This window comes from Flagellimonas rhodophyticola (assembly GCF_049332665.1).
Classification (GTDB): Bacteria; Bacteroidota; Bacteroidia; order Flavobacteriales; family Flavobacteriaceae; genus Flagellimonas.
This window is the reverse complement of record NZ_CP186326.1, coordinates 1,237,956-1,263,871: the sequence shown is the minus strand read 5'-3', so window position 1 is coordinate 1,263,871 and position 25,916 is coordinate 1,237,956. Positions and strand designations below refer to the sequence as shown.

Annotated in this window: 22 protein-coding genes and 1 tRNA gene; 7 read left to right on the top strand and 16 right to left on the bottom strand. The window is 37.9% G+C overall.

From position 1 onward, the window contains the following. Window positions 1-102: 102 nt before the first annotated feature. Window positions 103-1,155: an adenylate/guanylate cyclase domain-containing protein gene (locus tag ACOKFG_RS05660; RefSeq protein WP_422862007.1), complete on the top strand. Its 1,053-nt coding sequence runs from the start codon at window positions 103-105 to the stop codon at window positions 1,153-1,155. Here the strand turns inward: ACOKFG_RS05660 and ACOKFG_RS05655 are convergent, their stop codons facing one another. The 6 genes from ACOKFG_RS05655 to ACOKFG_RS05630 form a co-directional block, all read right to left on the bottom strand. Beyond that, entirely contained in the window at window positions 1,156-1,827 is a 672-nt protein-coding gene (locus ACOKFG_RS05655) for an ion channel (protein WP_422862006.1), read from the bottom strand. A 3-nt stretch (window positions 1,828-1,830) separates the two neighbouring features. Further along, a complete protein-coding gene (locus ACOKFG_RS05650) occupies window positions 1,831-4,941 on the bottom strand; it encodes an efflux RND transporter permease subunit (protein WP_422862005.1) in 3,111 nt (1,036 codons plus the stop codon). 21 nt (window positions 4,942-4,962) lie between these two features. Further along, the gene (locus tag ACOKFG_RS05645; RefSeq protein WP_299488044.1) at window positions 4,963-6,054 is read right to left on the bottom strand and encodes an efflux RND transporter periplasmic adaptor subunit; all 1,092 of its coding nucleotides are present in this window, start codon (window positions 6,052-6,054) and stop codon (window positions 4,963-4,965) included. A 19-nt stretch (window positions 6,055-6,073) separates the two neighbouring features. Then, on the bottom strand, window positions 6,074-8,416 hold the full coding sequence (locus ACOKFG_RS05640; protein WP_299488047.1) for a TolC family protein: 2,343 nt from the start codon (window positions 8,414-8,416) through the stop codon (window positions 6,074-6,076). Window positions 8,417-8,425: 9 nt separating this feature from the next. Further along, window positions 8,426-8,836 (bottom strand): hypothetical protein, encoded by a 411-nt coding sequence (locus ACOKFG_RS05635; protein WP_422862004.1) that lies wholly within the window; start codon window positions 8,834-8,836, stop codon window positions 8,426-8,428. A gap of 437 nt (window positions 8,837-9,273) precedes the next feature. Beyond that, a tRNA-Leu gene (locus ACOKFG_RS05630) sits at window positions 9,274-9,355 on the bottom strand. A 97-nt stretch (window positions 9,356-9,452) separates the two neighbouring features. Between ACOKFG_RS05630 and ACOKFG_RS05625 the strand changes: the two genes are divergently transcribed. The 5 genes from ACOKFG_RS05625 to ACOKFG_RS05605 all read left to right on the top strand — a co-directional run bounded on the left by ACOKFG_RS05625 (window position 9,453) and on the right by ACOKFG_RS05605 (window position 14,595). Continuing rightward, window positions 9,453-10,841 carry a dipeptidase gene (locus ACOKFG_RS05625; RefSeq protein ID WP_298793938.1) on the top strand — a complete coding sequence of 463 codons (1,389 nt, stop codon included), beginning with the start codon at window positions 9,453-9,455 and terminating at the stop codon, window positions 10,839-10,841. A gap of 92 nt (window positions 10,842-10,933) precedes the next feature. Further along, window positions 10,934-11,299: a BlaI/MecI/CopY family transcriptional regulator gene (locus ACOKFG_RS05620; protein ID WP_422862003.1), complete on the top strand. Its 366-nt coding sequence runs from the start codon at window positions 10,934-10,936 to the stop codon at window positions 11,297-11,299. 2 nt (window positions 11,300-11,301) lie between these two features. Next, window positions 11,302-12,714 carry a M56 family metallopeptidase gene (locus ACOKFG_RS05615; RefSeq protein ID WP_422862002.1) on the top strand — a complete coding sequence of 471 codons (1,413 nt, stop codon included), beginning with the start codon at window positions 11,302-11,304 and terminating at the stop codon, window positions 12,712-12,714. 102 nt (window positions 12,715-12,816) lie between these two features. Beyond that, window positions 12,817-13,917 (top strand): DUF4407 domain-containing protein, encoded by a 1,101-nt coding sequence (locus ACOKFG_RS05610; protein ID WP_299488062.1) that lies wholly within the window; start codon window positions 12,817-12,819, stop codon window positions 13,915-13,917. Window positions 13,918-14,094: 177 nt separating this feature from the next. Then, the gene (locus ACOKFG_RS05605; RefSeq protein ID WP_299488065.1) at window positions 14,095-14,595 is read left to right on the top strand and encodes a hypothetical protein; all 501 of its coding nucleotides are present in this window, start codon (window positions 14,095-14,097) and stop codon (window positions 14,593-14,595) included. A gap of 133 nt (window positions 14,596-14,728) precedes the next feature. Here the strand turns inward: ACOKFG_RS05605 and rfbD are convergent, their stop codons facing one another. From rfbD to rfbB, 4 genes are all read right to left on the bottom strand, one after another. Further along, complete coding sequence (gene rfbD, locus ACOKFG_RS05600) at window positions 14,729-15,598, bottom strand: dTDP-4-dehydrorhamnose reductase (RefSeq protein WP_299488068.1); 870 nt, start codon at window positions 15,596-15,598, stop codon at window positions 14,729-14,731. A gap of 261 nt (window positions 15,599-15,859) precedes the next feature. Further along, entirely contained in the window at window positions 15,860-16,408 is a 549-nt protein-coding gene (gene rfbC, locus ACOKFG_RS05595) for a dTDP-4-dehydrorhamnose 3,5-epimerase (protein ID WP_299174909.1), read from the bottom strand. 3 nt (window positions 16,409-16,411) lie between these two features. Beyond that, complete coding sequence (gene rfbA / locus ACOKFG_RS05590) at window positions 16,412-17,272, bottom strand: glucose-1-phosphate thymidylyltransferase RfbA (protein ID WP_299174907.1); 861 nt, start codon at window positions 17,270-17,272, stop codon at window positions 16,412-16,414. A gap of 10 nt (window positions 17,273-17,282) precedes the next feature. Further along, window positions 17,283-18,317 carry a dTDP-glucose 4,6-dehydratase gene (rfbB, locus tag ACOKFG_RS05585; protein ID WP_299174905.1) on the bottom strand — a complete coding sequence of 345 codons (1,035 nt, stop codon included), beginning with the start codon at window positions 18,315-18,317 and terminating at the stop codon, window positions 17,283-17,285. Window positions 18,318-18,542: 225 nt separating this feature from the next. Here rfbB and ACOKFG_RS05580 point away from each other — a divergent pair, with 225 nt between their 5' ends. Next, complete coding sequence (locus ACOKFG_RS05580) at window positions 18,543-19,676, top strand: hybrid sensor histidine kinase/response regulator (RefSeq protein ID WP_299174903.1); 1,134 nt, start codon at window positions 18,543-18,545, stop codon at window positions 19,674-19,676. A 328-nt stretch (window positions 19,677-20,004) separates the two neighbouring features. On the opposite strand, the gene ACOKFG_RS05575 is transcribed toward ACOKFG_RS05580, so the two are convergent. The 6 genes from ACOKFG_RS05575 to ACOKFG_RS05550 all read right to left on the bottom strand — a co-directional run bounded on the left by ACOKFG_RS05575 (window position 20,005) and on the right by ACOKFG_RS05550 (window position 25,915). Continuing rightward, on the bottom strand, window positions 20,005-21,237 hold the full coding sequence (locus ACOKFG_RS05575) for an RNA polymerase sigma factor (protein WP_422862001.1): 1,233 nt from the start codon (window positions 21,235-21,237) through the stop codon (window positions 20,005-20,007). Between the two features lie 29 nt (window positions 21,238-21,266). Beyond that, on the bottom strand, window positions 21,267-21,617 hold the full coding sequence (locus tag ACOKFG_RS05570; protein ID WP_298793926.1) for a YciI family protein: 351 nt from the start codon (window positions 21,615-21,617) through the stop codon (window positions 21,267-21,269). Window positions 21,618-21,703: 86 nt separating this feature from the next. Beyond that, window positions 21,704-22,180, bottom strand: coding sequence for a VOC family protein (locus ACOKFG_RS05565; protein WP_298793925.1), 477 nt, complete (start codon window positions 22,178-22,180; stop codon window positions 21,704-21,706). Between the two features lie 435 nt (window positions 22,181-22,615). Beyond that, window positions 22,616-23,824, bottom strand: a complete 1,209-nt coding sequence (locus ACOKFG_RS05560) for a glycosyltransferase family 2 protein (protein WP_298793924.1) — start codon at window positions 23,822-23,824, stop codon at window positions 22,616-22,618. 248 nt (window positions 23,825-24,072) lie between these two features. Further along, window positions 24,073-24,711, bottom strand: a complete 639-nt coding sequence (locus ACOKFG_RS05555) for an acyltransferase (RefSeq protein ID WP_299174899.1) — start codon at window positions 24,709-24,711, stop codon at window positions 24,073-24,075. 10 nt (window positions 24,712-24,721) lie between these two features. After that, on the bottom strand, window positions 24,722-25,915 hold the full coding sequence (locus tag ACOKFG_RS05550; RefSeq protein WP_299174897.1) for a glycosyltransferase: 1,194 nt from the start codon (window positions 25,913-25,915) through the stop codon (window positions 24,722-24,724). Window position 25,916: the final 1 nt, after the last annotated feature.

Below are 25,916 nucleotides of genomic sequence, written 5' to 3'. Positions count from 1 at the left end.
ACCATCTTCTGTAATATTAAATTTTGAAAATATATCTGTACAAACCTAGAAGTTACTATGATAAATTGTAATATTAACACACTTCTTGAACAAGAAAACTAAATGAAGTCAAAATTCATCAGCATTACCAAAAGTTATCTCCTTGGTTGGTTTGTTGCTAACGTAGTTTGGTTTTTGGGCACCAGTGTCAACAGCAATCAATCGGACACATTTAGCAGTGGACCAGGGAGTCTAGTTCTTTTTTTTATTCTCACATGGATTTTCCAAGGTTTGTTTTATGGAATTCTTTTTGGATTAATTGACAAATTCATAAAAGGCAGAGTACCCTTTTTAAAGCTTCAGTTTATTGTGCTTTTGACACAGACCGTCATGGCGATTTTTCTTGTATTAATTCTTTTTCAAGTGTTCAAGGCTTTTGAGCTTGTAAAAGATATTGTTACAATACAAGATTTTTTCACATCTCTCCCAGAAGTATGGCTTGGCTTTATTTATGCTTTAATTGTAAACTTCACAATTAACCTATTTATTCATATTGATTGGATTTTAGGAAAAGGCAATCTGTTGAATTTGATAAAAGGTCGGTTTTATTACCCCAAAGAGGACAAACAGATATTCATGTTTTTAGATCTTAAAGGATCAACAACTTTGGCGGAAAAATTAGGGAATGTAAGGTATAGTGAATTGATTCAGGATTGCTTTTATGATTTAGCGGTAGTTGCCAAATTTGGAGCAAAGGTATATCAATACGTAGGCGACGAAGCAGTATTGACATGGAGCTTGGAAGACGGACTTAAACACAACAATTGTGTTAAAGCCTTTTACGCCTTTAAAGACGAACTTAAAAGAAAAGAAGATTACTATATTTCAAAATACAATGAAATGCCTGTTTTTAAAGCGGGATTAAACTCAGGAATCATCACAGTTACTGAAGTTGGAGAAATTAAACGAGAGATTGCCTACCATGGTGACACCATAAACACTGCGGCAAGACTTCAGGGAGAATGCAATAAGCTAGGAGCAGATTTTATTATATCAGAGACATTGCTGCATAGTTTAGAAAAGGATTCTTCGATTAACACAAAATTTGAAGGAGAAGTTGTTTTGCGAGGAAGGTTAGGACAAATTAATATGTTCTCTATTTGGAGAAACAACTGATTACGTTTTGGACTTATTAATAAATTTCCCCACTACTACAGCGGTAATAATAACGAGATAAAACTGCCCCATTAATCCAATTAAAATAGCTGCTTTTTGTGCAAGGGGTGTTACTGGCAATATATCTCCATAGCCGATGGTCATCATGGTAATAAAGCTAAAGTACATGAGCTGCTCTGTAAGCGTATGTGGTAGAGTCTCTTGCATGGCCAATAGTCCTCCTCTAAATGACTCAGGATTGGCCAGTTCAATACTCATGCAAATAAAGAAACCTATGAGACCCAGTGATATAAATCCACTTATCAGACCATAAATTACCGTTTTGTTTACTTCACGGGTTTGCCATACCTGTTTTATGATTTCGAAGGTGACTACCAAGTAAAAAGAGAAATAAATACCAAACTGAATATAACTGGTAGTCAATGACATTTCATTGGTTGCCGTTGCAATGCCAATAATTGTTCCTCCAATTAGTAATAAAACAAGAAAGAACCAAAACACCTCTTTTTGTTTGTATATTAAAATAATACCAGCAAGTAGGTTCAATTGAAAGAGAATCGGGGCCAAGGTATCCTCAAAAAAAGCTCCAGGAATGAATAGCGACCCAAATAAAATAGCCATTTGGGTGATAAAGAAAAACTCAAAACGATATGAATATAGCTTTTTGAACATTTCTTAATCCAGAAGTTGTTTGTTAAAATGATAATCCCTATAATCTACCTTATATAAAACACTATAAAAAGCTGGAATAAACAATAAGGTGATAACCGTGCCAAACAATAAACCTACCATAATGGTCACTGCCATGGGCTCCCACATTTCACCTCCACCAAGGTATAATGGAATCAAACCCAAAACGGTTGTGAAAGTTGCCAATAAAATTGGTCTGAACCTTTGAAGACAGGCTGCAATAATGGCATCCTGAGGCTTACGTTTTATTTCATTTTCCTCTATCTCAATTCTATCCACCAGAACGATGGCATTGTTAATGACAATTCCAGCCAAAGAAATCACACCTAAAAAGGCCATAAATCCAAAGGGAACATTAAAAATCAATAAGCCCAATACCATTCCTATAATTCCCAATGGTATGGTACAAACAATCATAACCATTTTCCTAAAAGAGTTGAATTGAATAATCAATAGCATCACAATAATAAAAGCAGACAAAGGCAAATAACTGGCAACCGCTCCCATATTCTCAGCAGTGCTTTCAGCATCTCCACCAAGCTTATAACTATATCCAGAACCCCAGATTGCCACCTGCTCCTCTAGCCAAGGTGTAATTTCAGCTGTAATTGCCGAGGCATTACCACCTTCGGTCAATTCACTTGAAATATTTATTGTACGCGTAAGATTCAAACGTTTGATACGAGTGTACTGCCATTGTGGAATTATGGATGCGACTTGCAATAAGGGAACACTTTTACCTGAACTTTGGGCATAAATGTTCAATGTTTCCAAAGAGGCTAAAGATTGTTGTTTGTTTTGGTCGCTTAACATTACAATGGGAATGGATTTATCCTCTTCGCGATACTCCCCTGTCGTAAATCCATCCAATACGGTTTGCAAAGAAGTCGCAATATCTTGATTGGTCACACCTGCAAGCTGTGCCTTATTTTGGTCGATGTCAATGATGAATTTTTTTCCTTTTGGTCCCCAATCATCTTTGATATTCTTGGTGCCAGAAATTCCGAACAACTTGGTTTTTATGGTTTGGGATATTTCTGCCAATTTATCTGGATCATCACCTGAAACTTTAATTTCAATTGGTGTTCCACCACCACCTGAACCCAGAAGGCCTACTTTAATATCCGCATTGGGAAAAGTATTGAAACTAAAGGAATCCAGTTTTTTGACCATCTCATTATTTACCAAAAAATTGGAGGTATTTATTAAGATATGTGCGTAGTTTGAGTTCGCTTCATCAGGGTTATATCCTAAATCATAGGTAGATGGTCCTTCACCTATATAAGCTGACCAATCAACAATCCCGTCTGGGTTGTTATCAGAAACTTGGAGTGTACTTTTCATGAACGTTTCAATGGCAGTAACCATTTCTTGTGTGCGTTCAATCTTTGTGCCTTCGGGAAGATTCACGTCTGCAGTGATCATATTACGGTCACTGTCAGGAAAGAATACAAAGGCCAACAATCCAAAACCTAAAATCGATAGCACAAAAAGTCCAACAATACCAAAAAGTACCGTTCGCTTCCAGTTGAGCGCAACTAATATTAAATCTTTGTATTTGGCTTTCAAACCATTTATCAAACGGTCCAAAAAACCCTCTTTTCCTTCTTCCTTCTTTTTAATCTTCAAAAAGAACACGCAGAATAAGGTAATAATGCTCAAAGCTATAATCCATGAGGAGAGCAACGCTATGGTAATTACCACAAAAATTGGCCCCATGATATCACCCATAACGGATTCTGCCATATAAAAGGATAAAAAGGCTGCTGATGTTGTCAGTGTCGAAATTAATAAGGGTGTGAAGAGTTCAGAACAGGAATCTATTGCGGCTTTTTTTACGTCCGCGCCATTTTCCATCTTGACCATAATCGATTCCGCAACCACAATTCCATTGTCCACCATCATTCCCAAGGCCATAATCAAGGCGGCCAAAGTGATTTGGTTAAGACCAACATCGATCAAGCCCATGATGAAAAGCGTAGTTATGGTCACAATGGGGATTAAACTGGCGATAACCAGACCTGTTCGCAGCCCAAGGAAAAAAAGCATGACCGCCAGTACTATACCTATGGATTGTAAAAGGTTTCCAATAAAATCACTAATCTTTAAGTCGATATAAGAATCTATGGACGCCAACCTGTTCAACTCCAGTCCTACAGGCAGTTTTCCCCTCCAAATATCAAGTACACCATCCAATTCTTCTCCAAGCTTTATAATGTTTGCGCCAGATTTTAAAGAAACATGAAGTGACAGGGCTTCTTTACCATTGATTCGTACTATTTGTGTCGGTGGGTTAATGTATCCTTTTCGAACATTGGTAATATCCTTAAGAGGAACGACTTGACCTCCTTCCCCAACAGGGATTAACATTTCTTCAATGTCAGTAACATTATCAAAGTTTCCTGTTGGTTCGAGAATAATGCGTTCGTCTTCTACATTAATTTGCCCTCCAGAGCTTAAAATATTGGTATTGCTGATCAGTTGCTGCAGACGGCTGGAAGTCAACCCATAACTTTTGAGTTTTACATTGTCAAATTCCACAAAAACGCGTTCTTCCTGATCTCCATTTATTTCAACTTTTGCTGCATCTTCAAGTTTGATTAAATCATCCCTGATATCATCAGCATATGTTTTCATATCGGCAAATGAATATCCGTCACTTGTTAGGCCCACTGCGATACCAAAAACTTCTCCGATACCATCATCCTTTAATTGAGGCTGGACCCCACTGGGAAGACCTTCAATACTGTTTAACTTTCTTCGAAGCCTGTCCCAAACGGGTTGCAGATCCTGAGGCTCAACCTGCATGACCAGTTCTACTTGAACCACTGAAAGGCCAGTTCTAGAAGTACTTGTGACCTTTTTTAGTTCGGGAAGTTCTTGGGCCACTTTTTCAATTTTATCGGTGACCAGTTCTTCAACACGTTCAGGACTTGCACCTGGAAAAGAAGAAACCACTGAAGCGACGCGAATGGTATATGGTGGCATACTATCTCGTGAAAGGCTTTGATAGCCGACCAACCCCATAAGCAAAACAACTCCTAGAATACTTAATACAACCCTGTTGTTATTGATGGAAAATTTGGTAAGATTCATAATTTGTATCGTTTAAGGTGGCTATTGTAATCTTACTTTTTGACCGTCCAATAAAGTTTGTAATCCCGCGGTAGCTATTTTTTCCCCTCCATCTAGTCCACTACTGATTTTAAAACCATCGCTGGTTATTTCTCCTACTTCTATCGTTTGTTTTTTGACCACGCCAACCTTATCATCATCCGTCTCAATAATAAACACGTAGTTTCCATTACTATCTTCTCCGACTGCTTTTACGGGAACTACCAAGGAATTGTCTGTGGTTGCATCACTTGAACCAAAATCGAATGTGACATTTGCGGCCATACCCGGTTTAATATCAGCGGAGGGATTTACGATACCTATAGCTGTTATGTAGGTAGAGGAATTCTGATCAATTGCTGGAGAAACTTCAATGACCGTACCTTTGAAAGAACCTTGTTCGATTGCAGAAAATTCTAAATCCGTTTCCATTCCGACATTTACTCTATTGACCAGGGATTCAGGCAATCCTACCTCAATTTTTAAATCATCACCGGCATTTAAAAGTGCAAATTGATGTCCTGAAGACACGCGTTCATCCACCGCTCCATCGGTCCAGGCGATTACCCCATCTTTGGGCGCCCTAATTATGCCATAACTTACTTGAGTGGCCTGTATGCTTTTGTTTCGCTTTGCTGACTCATATTGATCCAAAGCAGATTGGTAGGAGTTTTTGGCTGCTTCATAATCACTTAGCGATTGGCTTCCGCTTTCATACAATGACTTTACACGTTCTAGAGCGGATTTGGCTGTTTTCATTGCCGAATTTGCACTGTTGAGAGCAGACGCGGACTGTTCATAAGCTAAATTTGCCTCCACATTGTCCAGCCTTGCAACCACATCTCCTTTCTTTACTTTGGCGCCCTTCCAATGATTCACTTTGGTAATCACACCACCACTCCTAAAGCTCAGTCCAATCTCATCACTGGCCTTGGCCGTTCCACTAAAAGAGCGCACTTTGCTGGCATCTGAAGTACTCACCACTTGAAAACTAACAGGACGAAGTACTTCTTCCTTCTTTTTCTCTTCTTTTTTACAGGAACTAAATGCCAAAATTGTTGTGATCAGCAACAGGCTATGACGGAAATATTTCATGGTCGGTATCTTTTAATTGTTAGTTTCTACTTAGGATAAATGCTCTGGCCCTTTGAATAAAGTCTTGGTTATTTTCTTCAGAATTCATCAAAAAGAAATATCCAATGGCTCGTTCCAATTGCATGGAGGCCAACAGGTAATTATAGTTTGCTGTTGCGCTTGCCAATTGTGACTGCAAATAATTGGTTTGGGCATCAATAAGTTGAATTAAAGGCACTGCCCCTTCGCTATATGCAACCTGTGTCAAATCCAGACTTTCTTTGGCGGCCTCCTCTGCAATCTTTGAAATTTGGATATTGGCAATCTCATTGGTCAAATCCAGTACAAGTGCATTGACATTGGTTTCGATATTTAAATCGATATTGCCCTTTTGGATATTTAACTGATCTTCCTGGATTTTAGCCGTCTGTCTATTGATATTCTGTTGGTTTTGACGGAAAATAGGAAGCGAGAGATTCAATCCCAAATTGTAGGTGCCATCAGGAGCAACCGGCACTCCCTGTGCTACTGTAGAGCCCTTCCCAGATTGGGATATTGCCAAATTGTAATTTCCTTGAAGCGCAAGGGTAGGCACAAATCTACCTGATGCATTAAGCCGATAGGTCCGTTGCACGGCATCTAGGTTGTAGCTAAGGTTCTTCAGTTCAGGAGCGTTCTTTTTGGCTTCCTGAATCAAAAACTCAACAAGATTGGGTCTCAGCTTTGGATTATCCAAAATTTCTAAAAAATCTTGATAGCGATAATTGGAAAATATACCTTCAGAGATAACCGCATCCTTTATATCGATCTCCATAGTTATTGGATTATTCATCAATTGGTTGATCGTATAGTAAGCTTGGCTTAATTGATTTCCAGCCTCTATCAGCGTCTGCATGTTCTGTGCCATTTGACTTCGAAACCTCAATACATCGGACTTTCCAGAAGCACCGGCTTCAAAATTTTGCTCTGAAATTTGAAGGTTTTCTTTGGTCACTCCAAGGTTTTGTGCTTGAATTTGGGCGTTTGTTTTTAAAATCAAAGCATTGAAATATGCCACAGAGCCATTCAAAAGTGCATCTAACTCCGCTGCATTGTACGTTTCTTGTTGTGCTTTCTGCAAGTTATCTTGAATAGTGATTCCTGCCGCTGCACCTTCGGAATAAATGAGTTGCTGCAGGCCTACCGTTCCAGAAGTCGAAAATTCGGGACTAGCCCCACCTGATATTTCAGCAACACGGGGATCGACATATGCTGCCGTCGTCGAAGCAGATACATCTGGCAGAAAATTACTCTTAGCGGTTTTTACATCCTGAGTGCTCAAATCAATATTTTTCCTTTCTGCCTCAAGCCCTAAGTTGCGACCTATTACACCATTCATGATATCTAATAAGGAATAGGCGTCCTCAGCAATGTAATTATTCTCCCCACCCACAATATCAACAGTACCCAACATACTATATCGCAACGGGAACTTTATTTCTTTGGCAGTATTAAAATTTAACGACAACCTGTTTTTGTACTCCAATAACATTGGAAGCTCAGAAGGATTGGTTCCGTTTACTATCGATTCCACATCCAAGGCAATACGTCTAAAAAGTTGATCAATAGTTGTTTCCGGTTGATTGGTGGCAAGGATACCTTTTTCCACATCTCGTTTTCTATTGGCGGAAAAAGAAGGCAATTGATTTTCGTTAATAGTAGAAACCAAATTTCTGAAGGCTACTTCTGATAAATCAAAGCCTCCAGCTAAATAAACGGCGTCCACATCACCAAGAAGGCCCAACACATTACCATCTTCAGGAAGATTAATTAAGGTGTAGGCAGCATCTTTGTCCGCAAAATAGGTATCAAAGAGTTCTTTTATGGGCAGCGCTTCAGGAAGATAATCATCTACTAAAATACCTACCTTTTTATATTCGTAAATGGAGTTAAAGGCATCAAGGTCTTTTGCATAGGAAAGTGGAGCTATGATATAAGCAATATTATTGATCCCAGATGTTTTTTGGTCTTTAGGCAAATCGATAAAGTCGCTATTTACGGAACCAAAGACGATTACCGGTTTGGCATAAACTTTTTGTTGATACAACGCTATGTTATTGATAACCCCAAAAGCGAGGATGATATCAACGTCGCTGGCTTCCATAGCCAGATAATTTGATCTTGCGGTATCTAAATCGAATCCGTTTTCAATAGGATCTTTGAAAACTACTTTGGCATCTTGCCCTACAACGGCAGTAATCTCATTTTGAAGTTTTTCAAGCAAAGGAGCATTTTCAACTGAAGTTTCATCAGCCAAAATTCCAATGGTAACAGTTTTGGTATTTTGAGCAAAAGAAATTGATACTCCCACAAGGAGTAAGACTACTAGCAATCGTTTTTTCATAATTTTAGATTATTTCCAACCTTTTCTTTCAAAAACACCTTTCAATAACTTTTCATATGTATTAAGGTAATACGTATATTGTTCATCATCTAAAATGGCTTTTATTTCTTTATGTTGCTTTTGCAATAGGCCATCAAACTTTGTGCGAATCTCTTCAGGGGTGTAGCCTTTATCTTTTTTTTCCAAACCCTTCATCTTATAGCTGTGATAAAGAATAATATTGTAGTACTCATCCCTTATTTCATTTGATAACCCCATTGCAGTAGCACGATTGTAGAACCACACTTGCATACTATCTCGTTCTTTAGAGGTGAACAAAGTTGATTTGGGATTAACATTTGCATTATTATCTTTTTGTGCAAAAACACTACTACTTGATAATACAGATATAACCAAACAAAAGGTTAAACAAATTTTCATGATTGGGTTTTGACCTAAAATATGAAATTAATTGTTAACATTTTAGTATTAATCCATGAATTCGAAAGTAGTGAATTTAGCATAACAAACTAATAATCAATACTTTATCAAAAAAAAGAATGGTTCTATCAGAAATGGTAACAAGCTCAACCAATATTCAATACATAAAACAAGCAAATTAAGAAGGTGACGAATTGATTTTGTTTAACTAAAGATGTTAAGTGGAGTAGAAATGGATAGTATTATCACTAGATGTTTGGATTGGTGAATTTAACCAAAACTGAAAGTTAGTGCCCACTGACAGGTCAAATGAGTGCAAATCGATTCAATTGATATTGTTTTCAGGAAATTTTTGAGTCAGTTGTTAAACTTTGTTGTACTAATGTTGTACCTAAACAAAAAAAGCCGACTCCTAAAAGTCGGCTTTTCCTTTGCTGTGCGGGCGGAGAGACTCGAACTCTCACACCTCGCGGCACTAGATCCTAAGTCTAGCGTGTCTACCAATTCCACCACGCCCGCAAAAAGGTCTGCAAATATAAATCAATTTTCCGATTCGTAAACACACTCTATTTAAAAACTTGTTTTTCGTATTTTTAGTGTCTGTTTAAACAAATTCATGGAACACATAAAAGACTACATTACCTCTAACAAGGACCGGTTTATTTCCGAATTGGTCGAACTTCTAAAAATACCTTCAATAAGTGCCGATACTGCTTTTTCACAAGATGTTCTTCAAACCGCAAGAGCAGTGGAAAAATCGCTTGTAGAAGCCGGCTGTGAAAACACCGAAATTTGCGAAACCAAAGGATATCCTGTGGTTTACGGCGATAAAATAATAGATCCAAACCTCCCCACTATCTTAGTTTATGGTCATTACGATGTACAACCACCAGACCCTATGGATTTGTGGGACTCTCCGCCTTTTGAACCAGTCATAAAAAAAACAGAATTACATCCAGATGGGGCCATATACGCCCGTGGAGCATGTGACGACAAAGGTCAGATGTTTATGCATGTAAAAGCAGTTGAGTTTATGATCAAAAACAACCAGCTGCCCTGCAATGTCAAGTTTATGATTGAGGGGGAAGAAGAAGTTGGTAGTGATAGTTTGGCAGATTTTCTGGAAGATCATAAAGAAAAACTCTCCAATGATATTATTTTGATTTCCGATACCGGTATGATGGCCAACGACGTTCCATCTATAACGACAGGGCTGAGGGGATTGAGTTATGTGGAAGTGGAGGTGACCGGACCCAATCGTGATTTACATTCCGGTATTTACGGAGGAGCTGTGCCCAATCCAATCAATGTCTTAAATAAGATGATTGCCTCACTTCATGATGAAAACAATCATATTACAATTCCTGGTTTTTATGATAAGGTAGAAGAAGTCTCCCCCGAAGAACGAGCCGAAATGGCCAAAGCACCTTTTAGTCTCGATGCTTACAAGAGTGCTCTTGACATTGGAGATGTTTATGGCGAAAAAGGATTTACGACTTCCGAGAGGTATTCCATTAGACCGACACTGGACGTGAATGGTATATGGGGCGGATATACCGGCGAAGGTGCCAAAACCGTAATAGCTAGTAAGGCCTATGCTAAGATTTCTATGCGATTGGTTCCTGACCAAGACCCGGAGGAAATCACAGAACTGTTCACAAAACACTTTGAGTCTATTGCTCCCAAAAGTGTAAAAGTAAAGGTGACCCCACATCATGGTGGATTGCCTTACGTTACCAAAACGGATAGTGTAGGATACAAAGCTGCTGCTAGAGCCTACGAAACTACCTTTGGAAAAACCCCTATTCCCGAAAGGACCGGTGGAAGCATTCCCATTGTTGCTCTTTTTGAACAAGTTTTACAAAGCAAGACTATTTTAATGGGCTTCGGATTGGATAGTGACGCTATCCATTCACCCAACGAGCATTTTGGTGTTTGGAACTACCTAAAAGGCATTGAGACTATCCCCTACTTTTATAAGTATTTTACAGAGATGACAAGGTAAATCCAGCCGTTTTACGGACAATTTAGACTCTACATTTGTAGAATTTAAATTTTTATTCTATGTTTGTAGAGTTAATTCTAACTTTATAGAGCATGTCTTTGTCAAAATCCGAAGAAGAACTAATGAACATCATCTGGAAACAGCGAAAAGCTTTCATGAAAGATCTTCTTGATGCCTACCCTGATCCAAAACCCGCGACCACAACGGTAGCTACCCTATTAAAAAGAATGATTGACAAAGGCTACGTGGCCTACAAAAGCTTTGGCCGTTCACGGGAATACTATCCATTGGTTAAAAAACAGGATTATTTCTCCAAGCAAGTAAAAGGACTCATCAAGAATTTTTTCAATGATAGTCCGAGTCAGTTTGCATCGTTTTTCACTAAAGAAACTAACCTGAGCAAAGAGGAATTGGAGTCTCTAAGAAGGCTTATAGATGATCAAATAAAAGGAAAGTAGTTATGCTAGTGTACATTCTTAAATCCGCCGCCTGCTTGGTCATCTTGCTTCTGTTCTACAAGTTCTTTTTGGAGAATGAGCGCATGCACACCTTTAAAAGGTTTTATTTATTGGGTTCTCTAATCTTATCATTAGTCATTCCATTATTAACTTTTGTGGAATACGCGACTGTACCCTCACCGGAAGAGATACGTATACTTGGCGCTTTTGAAACCCAAGAAGCTGCATCAACACAAAATACACATGTGCTACCTTTCAATTTAACTACCATAATATGGCCCATCTATTGGTTAGGTATGATTGTATTTGGACTTAGGTTTGTACATAACCTTGTTCAATTACTGCAGCGCATTCGCAAAAATCCTAAGCATCGACAAGAGCGATGCACCCACGTGCACATTCATGAAAAGCTACCTCCACATACTTTTTTAAAGTTCATTTTTTTAAACAAGCAAAAGTTAGAAAACAATGAGATTCCGAAAGAGGTTTTGGTTCATGAAGAAACCCATGTGATTCAAAAGCATAGCTGGGATGTGATTTTCATAGAACTTCTTCAAGTTGCATTTTGGTTCAATCCGCTCATGGTCTTGTTTAAAAAAGCCATCAAATTAAACCACGAGTTTTTGGCAGACCAAGCTGTGCTGTCCAAAGATGTGGATGCATTTACCTATCAAAACACACTTTTGGTTTTTTCAACTTCAGATCAAAACAAACAATTTCAACCCGCATTACTTAATGCCATCAATTATTCATCAATCAAAAAACGTTTAATCGTCATGAAAACAGAAACATCACAAAAATCAATGCTAATTAGGAGTTTGGTATTATTACCTCTAGTCTCTCTGCTACTTTACAGTTTCAGCACTAAAAAAGTCGTTGAAAAAACCGATCCGATCCAATCGGACATTGAAGGAGCTTGGTTATCACCAGAAGAAGTTCAACAAAGCGCAACCAGAAAGCAAATGGCCGAGTACGAAAAATTGGCCAAGTACTACAACGACATGCCAAAAAACCATATGAAGATTAAATCGCAGGATGTTGATAGACTCACCTATATCTACAGTATAATGTCGGAAAAACAACGGAACGATGCCGAGCCATTCCCGGATTTTCCAGAACCACCAACCCCTCCAAAAGCTCCTATGGGTGAAGAAGTTGGAGAATCTCTTCCTCCCCCACCTCCGCCAAATGCTGAAATCATGGAAGTTCCGGCTCCTCCCACACCAGCGGATCACGTTAAAAAAATGGCAAAACTAGGGGCGGTTTTCTACTATGAAGGGAAACAAATAGATGCTGAGAAAGCCATACATCTAGTTACCACAAATCATAGTTTGAATATTGATTCACGAAATGACTCAAAAAGTGGCAAACCGATGGTGAAAATTTCCAAAGACCCCATTATCATTAAAAGATAAAATCCAAAAAACATACATTAAAGCCCTGAAATCAGGGCTTTTTTGTAACATTTCAACCAAAACTGCGTTCTAATAGTCTATCAATCAAAATAGAACACTATCATGTTACAACGCTTTTTTATCTTCTGCTCAGGAGCGGATACCCAAATTTTAGAGACTTGTTCCAACGGAGAACGCAACAAATATGCCGGTATCGGCGCCACGGTTTTCTTTACTGCGGTAATGGCATTTATTGCCAGCGGTTATGCGCTTTATACCGTTTTTGACAACATCTACACTTCCATTTTCTTTGGTTTGATTTGGGGTATGTTGATTTTCAATTTGGACCGCTACATTGTTTCCACAATTAAAAAGCGTGACAATTTTAAAAGTGAATTGCTACAAGCTGCTCCACGGATCATCTTAGCCCTAATCATAGCCGTTGTGATTTCCAAACCGCTTGAAATGAAGATTTTTGAGAAGGAAATCAATCAAGTTTTGCTGGAGGAAAAGAATGCAATGACCTTGGCCAACAAAGAGCAATTGGCATTGCAGTACACCCCTAAAATCGAAAGTCTAAATCAGGATATTGCAAACCTAAAAAACGAAATAGCTGCAAAAGAAACTGAAACCAATGCGCTATACGACACCTATATTTCGGAGGCGGAAGGTACTGCCGGTACAGGTTTACTGGGCAAGGGTCCTGTTTATAAAGAAAAACGAGAAAAACATGATGCATACTTGGCCGAGTTGCAACAGCTAAAAGAAGCCAATTCAGCTAAAATCGCAGGTATAGAAACGCAAATTGCTGCTTTAAACACAGAATATGCTGAAGTAGTCGCCGGTTCACAACCCATTATTGATGGTTTTGATGGCCTTATGGCGAGAATCAATGCATTGGGCAAACTGCCATGGTTTCCATCCTTTTTTATCTTTTTATTGTTTTTGGCCATAGAAACTGCTCCCATTATTGCCAAACTTTTGGCTCCTAAAGGAGAATACGACTATAAGTTTGAAGAGCAAGAAAGTGTGGTCGCCACCTGGGTCACCCAAAAAGTGGCGCAGCGCAAATTGTTGTTTTCTACCGATGGTGAACTCAACCAAAAAATCTACGAGGACATCAAAAATGAGGAGGAACTATATCGGTACAAAAAGGAAAAAGCAGAAGAATTGCTCAAACTCCAAGCAGATTCTTTTCATAAGGTACAGATAAAGGGTCTGTAAATTGACCATGAGTTCAAAAAATTCATGAAACTTGACCTCTCCATAGATTGGTCAATCCAAAATTTGCTCACACCAATTAGTCCTTGAATCTTAAGTGAATTTTCCCGAACTTCACATATCGTTGGATATTAATCATTAAAACGATTCAGATTCTTTTATTTAGATAACATTTCCAAAATGCGTTTACCAATTTTTCTATTAATCCTTTTCTTGTGGTCTTGTAAGCCAGGGTCAGAAAATAATATTAATGGGAAAACAGAACTTGGAAAAGCAGTTGAATTTGAATCGAACAATGAGATAGTGGATTTCAAAAAACTGATTGGCAAATGGACAGAAGGGCTATGGTTGGGAGTTGAGCACAAAAATTTACCACCCCCTCCACCTGCAATTATTTCTGAACACGACTCGATATGGCCTCCATATTATGAGATTGACGAAAATCAAATCAAGCATTTTTTCTTAGGAATTGATTCAACAAAATATAAACTCGACAAATCTGGTGAACTTCTAATTCTCGAAGGCTTAAGGACAGACGTTATTGGATTTCAAAAAAGATGGAGGATTTTGGAAATTACGGATAGCACAATGATGGTGGAAAGAAAATATAGCAAGCTATACTCGTCGGCCCAAAATCATGTAGACGGAACTGATACTGTGATGTTTTATAAAAAACGTTAGCTAACATTGGTTATAATCTATTAATGTATTTTTCATAACTCTAACTCATAAAATTTAAATCGGCCGATAAGTGCAATCTTTCCGATTTGGCACATCCATCTTTCTCAACATTTGTATGCCGGGTAACATATAATCAAATATTAATTTTGGAATACGCCTTTAAGGCAACGGCAAGACTATCTTTCCAATGTGGAATTTGAAGACCAAAGGTGTTTTTGATTTTGGACTTGTCCAATACGCTAAATTTTGGTCGTTCTGCCGGGGTAGGGTATTCTTCAGAACGGATAGGTTTTAAATCAATATCAATTTTATACTGATTGAATATTTCTTTTGCAAAATCATACCAGCTCCCTACGCCTTCATTACTATAATTGTACACCCCATATTCAATGCTATGTGCTTTGATGATATGCAAAATCACATTCGCCAAATCCAAGGCATAAGTTGGGGTACCTATTTGATCATATACCACGGAAAGTTCGTCCCTTTCCGCACCCAATTTTAGCATGGTTTTCATAAAGTTGTGTCCGTGCTCAGAATACAACCATGAAGTCCTAAGAATAAAATACTCTTCAAGATTATTAATAATAGCCCGCTCTCCTTTGAATTTGGTATCGCCATAAAACCCAATAGGCCTTGCAATATCTTCTTCTATATATGGAGTGTTTAAAAAGCCATCAAAAACAAAATCGGTTGAAATATGAATTAGCACCGTGCTACTTTCGTTACAATTCATGGCTAAATTTCGAGCTCCGGTCACATTAATCCGATAGGCCAAATCGTTCTCCTCTTCTGCTTGATCTACATTGGTATAGGCCGCACAATTGATACAATAGGCGTAATCTGAAGAAATCAATTCAGCATTGACAGCATCAAAATCAGTGATGTCCAATTCTGACGACGACTTGAATATAAAATCAAGATCGGCTGTTTTTCCTTCGGAAACCAACGATTTAAATGTACTTCCCAATTGCCCGGATGCGCCGGTAACCAATATTTTCATACCATTATCTTTTACAAAACAGTTATTAAAGGTAATACTTCAAATATGTTTACTTACGTTCATTTTGTCTTGACACAAAACGAACCAAAAAATCAAGATGATTTCAAGGAAATTTTTGTGTCATGATCACAAAACCGTTGATAGATTAATCGCTACATGCTTTTTTTCGCCCCAGCGAAACGCACTTTCGCTCAATCTTCACCTATTTCTGCGAAATCCTCATCTCGTTTACATTCTATCCCTTTGCCTTTCACAAATTGATTAATGCGGAACTGCCTCTTTAAAGACAGGTAAAATTTTATCTTTTTCTGAAATGATTAAATCTTCATGATTCAATTTCCAATCGATATTGAAAGTTGGGTCGTTATAAATGATTCCCCCTTCAGAAGAAGCATTATAGAAGTTATCACATTTGTATGAAAATTTTGCCGTTTCACTCAGAGTTACAAAACCATGTGCGCATCCTCGAGGAACAAACATTTGCTTTTTATTATCTGACGATAGTATCGTAGAAACTACCTTTCCAAAAGTGTTGGAATTTGGTCTAATATCCACAGCAACATCCAAAACCTCGCCTTCCAAAACTCGAACCAGTTTGGCCTGAGCATGTTCTCCCTTCTGAAAATGAAGTCCCCTAAGAACCCCTCTTGTGGACATGGACTCATTGTCCTGAACAAAAAATGGCTTCGCACCGGTCAACAATTCGAATTGTTCCTGATTATAACTTTCAAAGAAATATCCTCTTTTATCCTCAAAGATTTTGGGCTCTATGATAAAACAGCCCTCTATTTCTGTTTTGTGTACTTCCATTTTCTAGGTTAAAACTTCTAACAATCGTTTGCTATAACCACTCTTTAAAAAAGGTTCGGTAAGCTTTTTAAATTGGTTTTTGGTAATGAATCCCATTTTGTAAGCTGAGGATTCAATAGCTCCAATTTTTAGCCCTTGACGTTCTTCAATGACCTGTACAAATTGGGAGGCCTGCATTAAAGATTGAAAGGTTCCGGTATCTAACCATGCCGTACCCCTATCCATGATGCTCACTTTTAATTTACCTCTTTTTAAATATTCTTGGTTGATGTCGGTTATCTCTAACTCTCCTCTTGCACTAGGCTGAATGTTTTTTGCAATTTCAACTACGTCATTGTCATAAAAGTAAATTCCGGGAACCGCAAAATTGGATTTTGGACTTTTGGGTTTTTCTTCTATGGAAATCACTTTTCCATCATCATCAAATTCCACTACTCCATATCGCTCTGGGTCGTTAACATGATAAGCGTAAATAATTCCTCCATCAGGGTTGTTGTTGGACTGCAATAATTCTTCCAATCCAGTTCCGTAAAAAATATTATCCCCGAGAATCAAAGCTACCTTATCGTCTCCGATAAACTTTTCTCCAATGATAAAAGCTTCGGCCAATCCATTGGGCTCATCTTGCACTGCATATTCAAATCTGCAACCATATTTTCTCCCATCGCCCAATAGACGTTGGAACATAGGTAAATCGTGTGGTGTCGAAATGATCAATATTTCCCAAATTCCCGATTCAATCAGGGTAGATAGTGGGTAATAAATCATGGGTTTATCGTAAACGGGCATCAGTTGTTTGCTCACAGCCAAAGTAATGGGGTGTAAACGTGTTCCTGATCCGCCTGCCAAAATTATTCCTTTCATCGTATCCGTTTTAAGCCAAACTTTTGGAATTGTTATGGATGAATTTGTTCAAATACCAATCAATGGTCTTATCAATACCGCTCTCAAAATTTTCATCAGCTTCCCATCCCAAATCATTTTCAATTTTTGAAGCGTCAATAGCATATCTAAAATCGTGCCCAGCCCTATCTTTTACGTAGGTAATCAAATCCTTGTAAGAGCCTTCAGACCTTGGATGTTTCTTGTCCAAGATTTCGCAAACGGTTTGGGCGATATATAGATTGTTTCTTTCGTTTCTTCCCCCAATATTATAAGTCTCTCCGGAAACTCCTTTATCATAGGCCAAAGCAATTCCCTTACAATGGTCTAGAACGTATAACCAATCCCGAATATTGGACCCATCTCCGTAAATAGGGATTGACTCTCCGGCTAGTGCCTTTCGGATAATCGTCGGAATCAATTTTTCGTCATGCTGTTTTGGTCCATAATTATTGGAGCAATTGGTAGTAACCACATTCATACCATAGGTATGGTGATAACTCCGAACAATAAAATCTGATGACGCCTTGGATGCACTATACGGACTGTTAGGAGCATAAGGTGTTGTTTCCATAAACAAACCTTCCTTGCCCAAAGTGCCATAAACCTCATCTGTTGACACATGATGAAATCTTGAGTTTTTATATGCCTCCTTGTACAATCCTGGACTAACCATCCAGTGTTTTTTTGCCACATCAATTAGATTGAATGTCCCCAAAATATTGGTCTGCATAAAAGCATCCGGGTTGGTAATGGAATTGTCTACATGCGACTCTGCCGCAAAGTGAATAACTCCATGGATATCGTATTTTTCAAATAGCTTTTCAATGAGTTTTCTATCACAGATGTCACCTTTGATAAAAGTATATCGTCCGTGACTCTCAACCTCTGTTAGATTCTTTAAATCGCCAGCATAGGTCAGCGCGTCGATATTAATCAAATGGACATCTTGATTTGTCTCCAAAAAATAGGGCACAAAGTTGGATCCTATGAATCCTGCTCCTCCCGTAACTAAAATATTTGTCATGCAGATTGTACTTTCGTATTACTTACTTTGTAAATATAATCCTACTTTTTATGCTCGTTCAATTATTGTTGTGAATGGCTGGTTTTTGTTGGTGGAACAGTTTAATATAGCTTTTAAAGCTACATAAACCTATTTATATCACTCTAATATTCTGTTTCTGACAGGTTATACTGAAAAACCTAAAATCTTTTTCCTACTTTAGTAATAGACTCTTTTATACCTTAAATGGAAAACCAAGTTACGGAAAAACCTTATATCCTGGCTGTGGATGATGAACAGCTAAACCTTGAACTTTTACGATTTATCTTAGAGCGGAATAACTGTCAATTCGAAGGGACCAGTGATGACGACTACTTTTTTAAACTTTTAAAGGAACGTAAGCCGGATCTTATATTATTGGATGTAATCATGCCGAGAATTGAAGGTTTTGAACTTTGCGAACAGATCAAAGAGAAAAAAGAGTACAAAGACATCCCTATTATTTTTCTTACTGGCAAGGTAAATGTCAAAGACAAGGTCAAGGGTTTTGAAGTTGGTGGGGTTGATTATGTGACCAAGCCCTTTAATGAGCAAGAATTGATTGCTCGAATAGAGACACATGTTGAATTGATTCGTGCAAAAAATCAGATTGAAGAACAGGCCCAGAACCTAAAACAATCCAACGACCTTAAAGACAGAATGTTTTCCATTATCGGACATGACCTTCGTTCCCCACTTAGTGCCGCCAAGTTAAAAATGGACTTTATAATGCGTGGTATCATTGACCCCAAGGACGATAAATTCTTGGATGAAACTGTTTACGATTTGCTGAAAACCATGGACGAAGCTTTGAATTTGCTCCAAAATCTTTTGGGATGGGCCAAATCTGAAAGTGACCAAATCCAAATGATTCCTGAGAAACTGAATTTGAATGACCTGGTTGAACAAACATTCCGGCTGTTGAAATTGGGCAGCGATCATAAGCAAATCGAAATGCAGAATAATGTCCCAGAAGAAGTTTATGCTTTTGCGGATAACAATATGATCAAAACCGTGCTCCGAAATATCTTGTCCAATGCCATTAAATTTACCCCTGTGGATGGCATTATTAAAATCAATTCAAAGCTATCAAAGGAAAAAGTGGTTATTGAAATTGAAGATAATGGGAATGGTATACCCAAGGCAGATATTAAAAAAATATTGAACCCCAATGAGCATTTTAGCAAGCTGGGTACGGAAAAAGAACCGGGTACTGGACTGGGATTAATTCTTTGTCAAAACTTTGTCCAGAAAAATGGGGGTACGCTAAAAATTCGAAGTAAGGTGGGTGAGGGAAGTACTTTTTACTTTGACCTTCCTGTGTATTCCGATCAGTACTAATTTAATCCATACCAACTTAATGTTAAATGTGTATTACGAATCGAAATGAATTCCACTAGTGACAATTCTTCTTTTTTAGGGCAGATGGTGGCCACTTTATTTGTATGCGGAAAGCATTGCACTTATCGTTTTGTCAATATGAGGAGGCTGGGTTTTCGGAGCCACCAACTTATCAGTCGGTTATAATTTTGATTATTGGACACTTTTCGCAAACCACTTATCCCCAGCTTACTTATATTAGCTGTTAGCGGCTGGCATATACTTCAAGAAAACAAGACTTTTATTTGTTTCCTTTGACAAAGTATAAATTTCATAGAAATCCTATTCTTTATGAAGTTTTTAATCGGCTTGCTTTTTCTAATCGATGTTTTATTAATTCTTTTTCGTTTTTCTTATTGGCAAATCCAATTGCAACATTTAAGTATTCTATTTCTTTTTCAATGTTATTATTCATGCGATATAGTTCAGCTAACAAACAGAAATAGTGGTGGTTGTTTTTCAACTCTAGTTTATGCGCCTCTTGAATAGCTTCAACAATTGAATTTGCCCGTGCAAGGGCATATATCCGATTCATAGCAATAATAGGTGAATATTCTATTGTTAGCAATTTATTGTATAACTGTAATATATTATTCCATTTCCCATTATTATCTCTTGTGTGCCAATATGCGATTGCCGCTTCAAGATGATATTTGCTAATAATATCTCCAGCAGCGGATAGTTTAAGATATTTTTCACCCTTTTGAATCAGTTCTGAATTCCATTTGCTTTTATCTTGTTCATGATACAGCAGATCACCCTTTTCTCCTGAAATCCTAGCATCTAATCTAGAGGTATGAAAACACATTAAGGCTATTAATGCATGTATTTTTTGCTTTGGAAAGATTTTATGCTCAGATAAGAAAATACTAAGTCGCATGGCTTCCCAGCATATTTCCTGTCGGATATTATATTCATTAACACTGCTATAATAACCCTCATTAAATATTAGATAGATGACTCTTAATACGTTGTCAAGTCTTGTAACGTATTGGTTTATTGTGAGATTTGTCTCAACTCGATTTCGTTCTTTAATTGCTTTTTTTGCTCTGTATAACTTTTTGTTTATTGTTTCTTTATTTGACAAAAATGCCTTCGCAATCTCTTCAATACTAAAACCACACAAAATTCTTAAAGCAATACAAATCTGAGATTCTTTGTTAAGTTTATTGTCACAGAGCACAAACATCATGTGAAGCTGGCTGTCTTCAATTATTTTATCAGTTATTTCAATCTCGCCAATTTGCTGAGTTCTTGCTCCTAATTCAGGAGTAATTTTTTCCTCAAAGGTCTTCTTCCTCCTGAAATGTTCAAACAATAAATTCTGGGCTACCTTTCTAAGCCAGGCTTTAGGGAATTCGGGAATCCCTTTATGAGACCATGCTTTCATGGCTTTTAAAAAAGTTTCGGAGACAATATCTTCTGCTAATTGCAGGTCTTTTAATCCATAATAGTTGCTGAGCACAGCAATCAGGTTGCTGTACTCAGACTTAAATATTATAGATAATCGTTTGTCATCCATAAGACTACATTACCCAGAAAATCTGAATATTACATTCCATCAAAAACCATAATATCTCTCACCTCTACTTTACCACCGCTACTTAATGCTGGACAACCATTACCAAGTTTGATGGCTTCTTCAATGGAGTCAGCTGACACAATGATAAAACCTCCAACAATTTCTTTCAGTTCTGCGTATGGTCCATCTGTTATAGTTCCATTGGCATGCATCGTTTTTCCTTCAAAGCCCAGAGCTTCTCCTGGATTTTTTAATTTGCCTTGTGTACCAATTCCTTCCATCCAATCTTGCCAGGCTTTTATTTCTTCTTCTATTTGTTCTGGGGTAGGATTAAAATCAGGATTGGGCTCGCTGTGAAATAACATCATAAAATCTTTCATGTTCTTTGTTTTTTTATTGTAGATAATAAACTTTCATACGCTTAATGATTGAAAAGCTTGAAATTGGACAACAATCTAAGTTTTATTTACTTTGGTGAATGCAGTCCCATTTTATTTCCTTCCGAATCGATGAATAATGCAAAAAAACCGCTTTCATCAGCATGAGGTGTTTTGGGAACAAGAATACTTCCTCCGTTTTGTTCCACCTTTTCAAGAATTACCTGCAGGTCGTCTCCTCCACTAAGATATATGGTGACCCCTTTAGCTGAAGGTTCGTAACCTTCTCCTTTCATAATAACACCAATAACCTGTTGGTTTTCATATGGTAAAATACCCATTTCCATTCCCGGCATCTCCATGTGCTCAATATTGATATCCAGAATGGCTTCATAAAAGTTTATCGCACGTTTTATGTCCGTTGCTGGAATCTCAAAAATAGAAATATAACTTTTTGTTTGCTTTTTACTCTGGTTGATGATTGAATCATAATCGTTATGTTCCATTCCATTCGCATTGCTCAATGCAAGCATTGCGAAAAACAAATTCAAAATTGTTCTTTTCATGTCTCCTGTTTTTAATGAATAAATAATAAACTTTTAATTCATAATGATTGAGAACATAGAAATAGGACAACAAACTAATCTTTTCACTAGAATTTGATGAAAATTATAGAAAATCGTTCTCATCAGAGCCAATGCTTGCCGCTAACGTTTAAGATATCGTTCGTTTTAATGAGCTATATTGACCGATAAGCGAAGTTTGGGATTTTTGAGAATAAAGACTCAAGACAAAATTAATGGGTGCTCGCTTTGAATTGTCAAAAACCCCTACAAATACGTTTAGATTCCTTCTCTAAGCAAGAGAAGGTAGATTGATGCTTTGCATCAAGACGGTAGGGATGGCCTAACCTTTTCTCTTCGACTGCGCTCAGAATGACAGGGAAAAGAAGACTTAATTTTGTTTTGATAAGCCTAATGTGGTATTCCTTCAAAATACAATTAAGCCACCGCCTCTTGTCCCATTCCTCTTTTTGCACGTTCCCATTTTACGGATTGATTCCCTTTGATGTATCTCGCAAAGCCAAGATAAACCGATAGGTTCATGATAAAAAAGTAATATGGAATAAACAGGATTTTTAATCGAATCTGTCTGTTCTCCAAAAACCATCCTAATAAGGCCGCTGCATAAAACAGTACTTGCCCCCAAAACAAAATACTGAATAGTCCAAAGGAGAACAGTCCTTCATGCTGGGCAAGAACGAAATTCATAGGAATGATACCCAATAACAAAAGCGGGGTCAACGTCCATCGTAATACGCGATGGGATATATACTGGAATGATAAGGTTCCATATCTGAAGAAATTCAACAAAGCTCTCAATCGAACTACAGATTGAATTCCTCCTGCTGAAATTCGGACCTTACGCTTTAACTCTTCTTTTACATTGGCAGACGCCGTCTCAATTGCATAAGCTTCCGGATTGTATTGAATGGTGTAACCAGACATAGCCACCCGTAACGAGATGATAAAATCATCTAGTAGCGTATCCTTTTCCACTTCTTGCCATAGTTCTGTTCTAATGGCAAAAAGTTCTCCTGCTGCTCCAACCACAGAATACAGTTCTGCATCCCATTTTTTAAGCTGCGACTCATATTTCCAATACATTCCTTCACCAGCTCCTGCAGCACTATCTGCTTCTTTCGAATAAATTCGTTTTTCACCTGAAACGCAACCTACTTTGGGGTTCCTGAACAATCGAACGATTTCTTTTATGGAATCTTTTCCCAAATCCGTGTTGGCATCTGAAAAAATTACGATGGGAGTTTCCACAAATTCAACACCTCTATTCATCGCCGCAATCTTTCCTGCTCTTTCATCTTTATGATAGACTTTTACTCCATCATATTTTTTAAGCAAATCAGGAGTGCCATCATCCGATCCGTCTGTCACCCAAATCTGGGTAACTTTTTCCTGAGGATAATCCAGGCTCTGGGAGTTCTTTACTTTTTGGTCCAAAAAGTCTTTTTCGTTAAACGCTGTAACAAAAAGAGTCACTTCTGGTTCATAGTTCTCATTGCCCTGGAAAGGTTTCCCAAGACCAAACATCCTTCTCAACTTAATAATCAGGAACAACAATATTCCATATCCCAAATAGGAATAGAAAATAATAAACAACGAAATCCAAAAAACTGTTTTTAAAACTTCCATTTTATCTCTTTTAATTGGGCTTGACTTGGCCCATCATTATTTCTCTATCATTTAAACTTCCTGTTCATTTTGTCTTGATACAAAACGAACCAAAAAATCAAGATGATTTCGAGGAAATTTTTGTGCCTTTGTCACAAAACCGTCGATAGATTTATCGCTCCATGCTCTTTTTCGTCAAAACGAAACGCACTTCCGCTCCATCTACAACTATTTCTGCAAAATCTTGGGAATCATCATAAAATTTTTCATCATATTGCTACCAACTTCTTTTTAGGGACTCGCTCCCATTCACCGGTGTCATGATTGAATGTTTTCATAACTCTTGCTGGGTTTCCAACTGCAACTGCATAGTCAGGAATGTCTTTGGTAACAACGCTTCCTCCAGCCACAATACAATGCTTTCCAATCGTCACTCCTGCTAAAATGGTACTATTGGCACCAATCCAAGTTTCTTCCCCGACTATAATTTCGGCAGTAGACACACCTTGGGCGTGGATAGGCAATGAGATATCTTCATAATTGTGATTGAGTCCTGAAAGCACAACATTTTGGGCCAAACGAACATCGTCTTTTAAAGTAACTGGGCCGATAAGTGTATTTCCAAGGCCCACTCTTGCTCTTGAACCAATTTTAATTGCCCCAACACCATTATTTACTGTGGAAAAATCTTCGATAGTGGAATTTTCACCCAATTCGAAGGTATTCCAGGGTAAAACATCCATTCGTGTTCTTTTACAAATGGTAGCTCCTTTTCCTTTTTTATGGTAAAAAGGATTCACAAACCATTTGACCCATAGACGGGGTCTTGCCTGATTCTTTGGCACCAACATCCAATGCACAAATCGCTTAATGGCGTCGTTGTTTCTGATTTTATCCTTTAACCCCATAATCTTTTATTTATGCAGATTTTTTGATGGCATCATAAATGGCCAACACATTGTTCTCCCAAGTATGGCTTTTTGCAAAGGCTATTCTTTTTTGCTGCAGTTCTGGTGAATTCTCAGCCAGGGCTTTTTTGGCAAGTTGAAGGTATTCCTCTTTGCTTGTTCCTAAATACACATGTTCTTTGAACATTTCCATGGCCTTAGTACGGGTCGCTAAAGTGGGTTTCCCCATGGCCAGATATTCGTCAATTTTTCGAGGGTAGTTTCCAATAGTCCAATCGTTAATTACCTGTGGATTCATAGCAACATCAAATCCTTTCACATAATTTGGCAGTTCAGACGAGTCCTTGCTTCCCAAAAAGAAAACATTATCCATTTGATGTAAATCGGATTGTCCAAAATCATCATCTTCAGGACCGACCAATACTATACTCCAATCCTTTCGCATATTCGCCATATATTCCAAAAGTTCAATATCCAATCGCATACTCGTCAAATAACCGACATAGCCAATAATTGGCTTTGGAATGGAATCAAATTCCTTCGGAATCTGAATACTTCCATTTTCATCATTGAAAAGGGAAACATCGCAACCCTGACCGACCATAAAACTGTTCGGGTTGTGCTGTAATCCATATTCGGCATAAAGGGTTGAATTGTTTACGACCACATCTGCCTGTTGAATAACTTGAGGTTCTATTCGCGCTCCATGTTTTGCCCAATAAGGCACCTTAATCAGGTAATCCCGCATGTAATAGGTGTAGCTCTCTGGCTCCAAAAATTCCTTTAAATGTAATCCCAGGAACATGGAACTGTCATTAAATATCAATACATCCTTAAATCCCAAATGATCAATGGCGTCTTGAATATCATTGGAAAAGATTCTTGAGTTTCGTCTATTGAATATTTTGAATAGGAAATGAATAGGAATCCAGTTGATGGATTCTATCATTGACTCCGGATAAAGATTCCAGAGATTATCTTTTATTTGAACCAAGTTCTTTTCTTCGCCATTCTTTATCTTGATTCTTTTTTGGATTTTCTCGGTGTTTTTTTCTCTTTTTAGGGAAGCTCTATCCAATGGCGGGTTTACGTAGAGTACTCTATTGTGTTTAGCAAACTCCGTGGCAATATTCTTGCAATTGCTGCCAATTTCGATATCCCATGCTTGTATTCCCACAACAACGATGTCTCGACCTTTTATCATA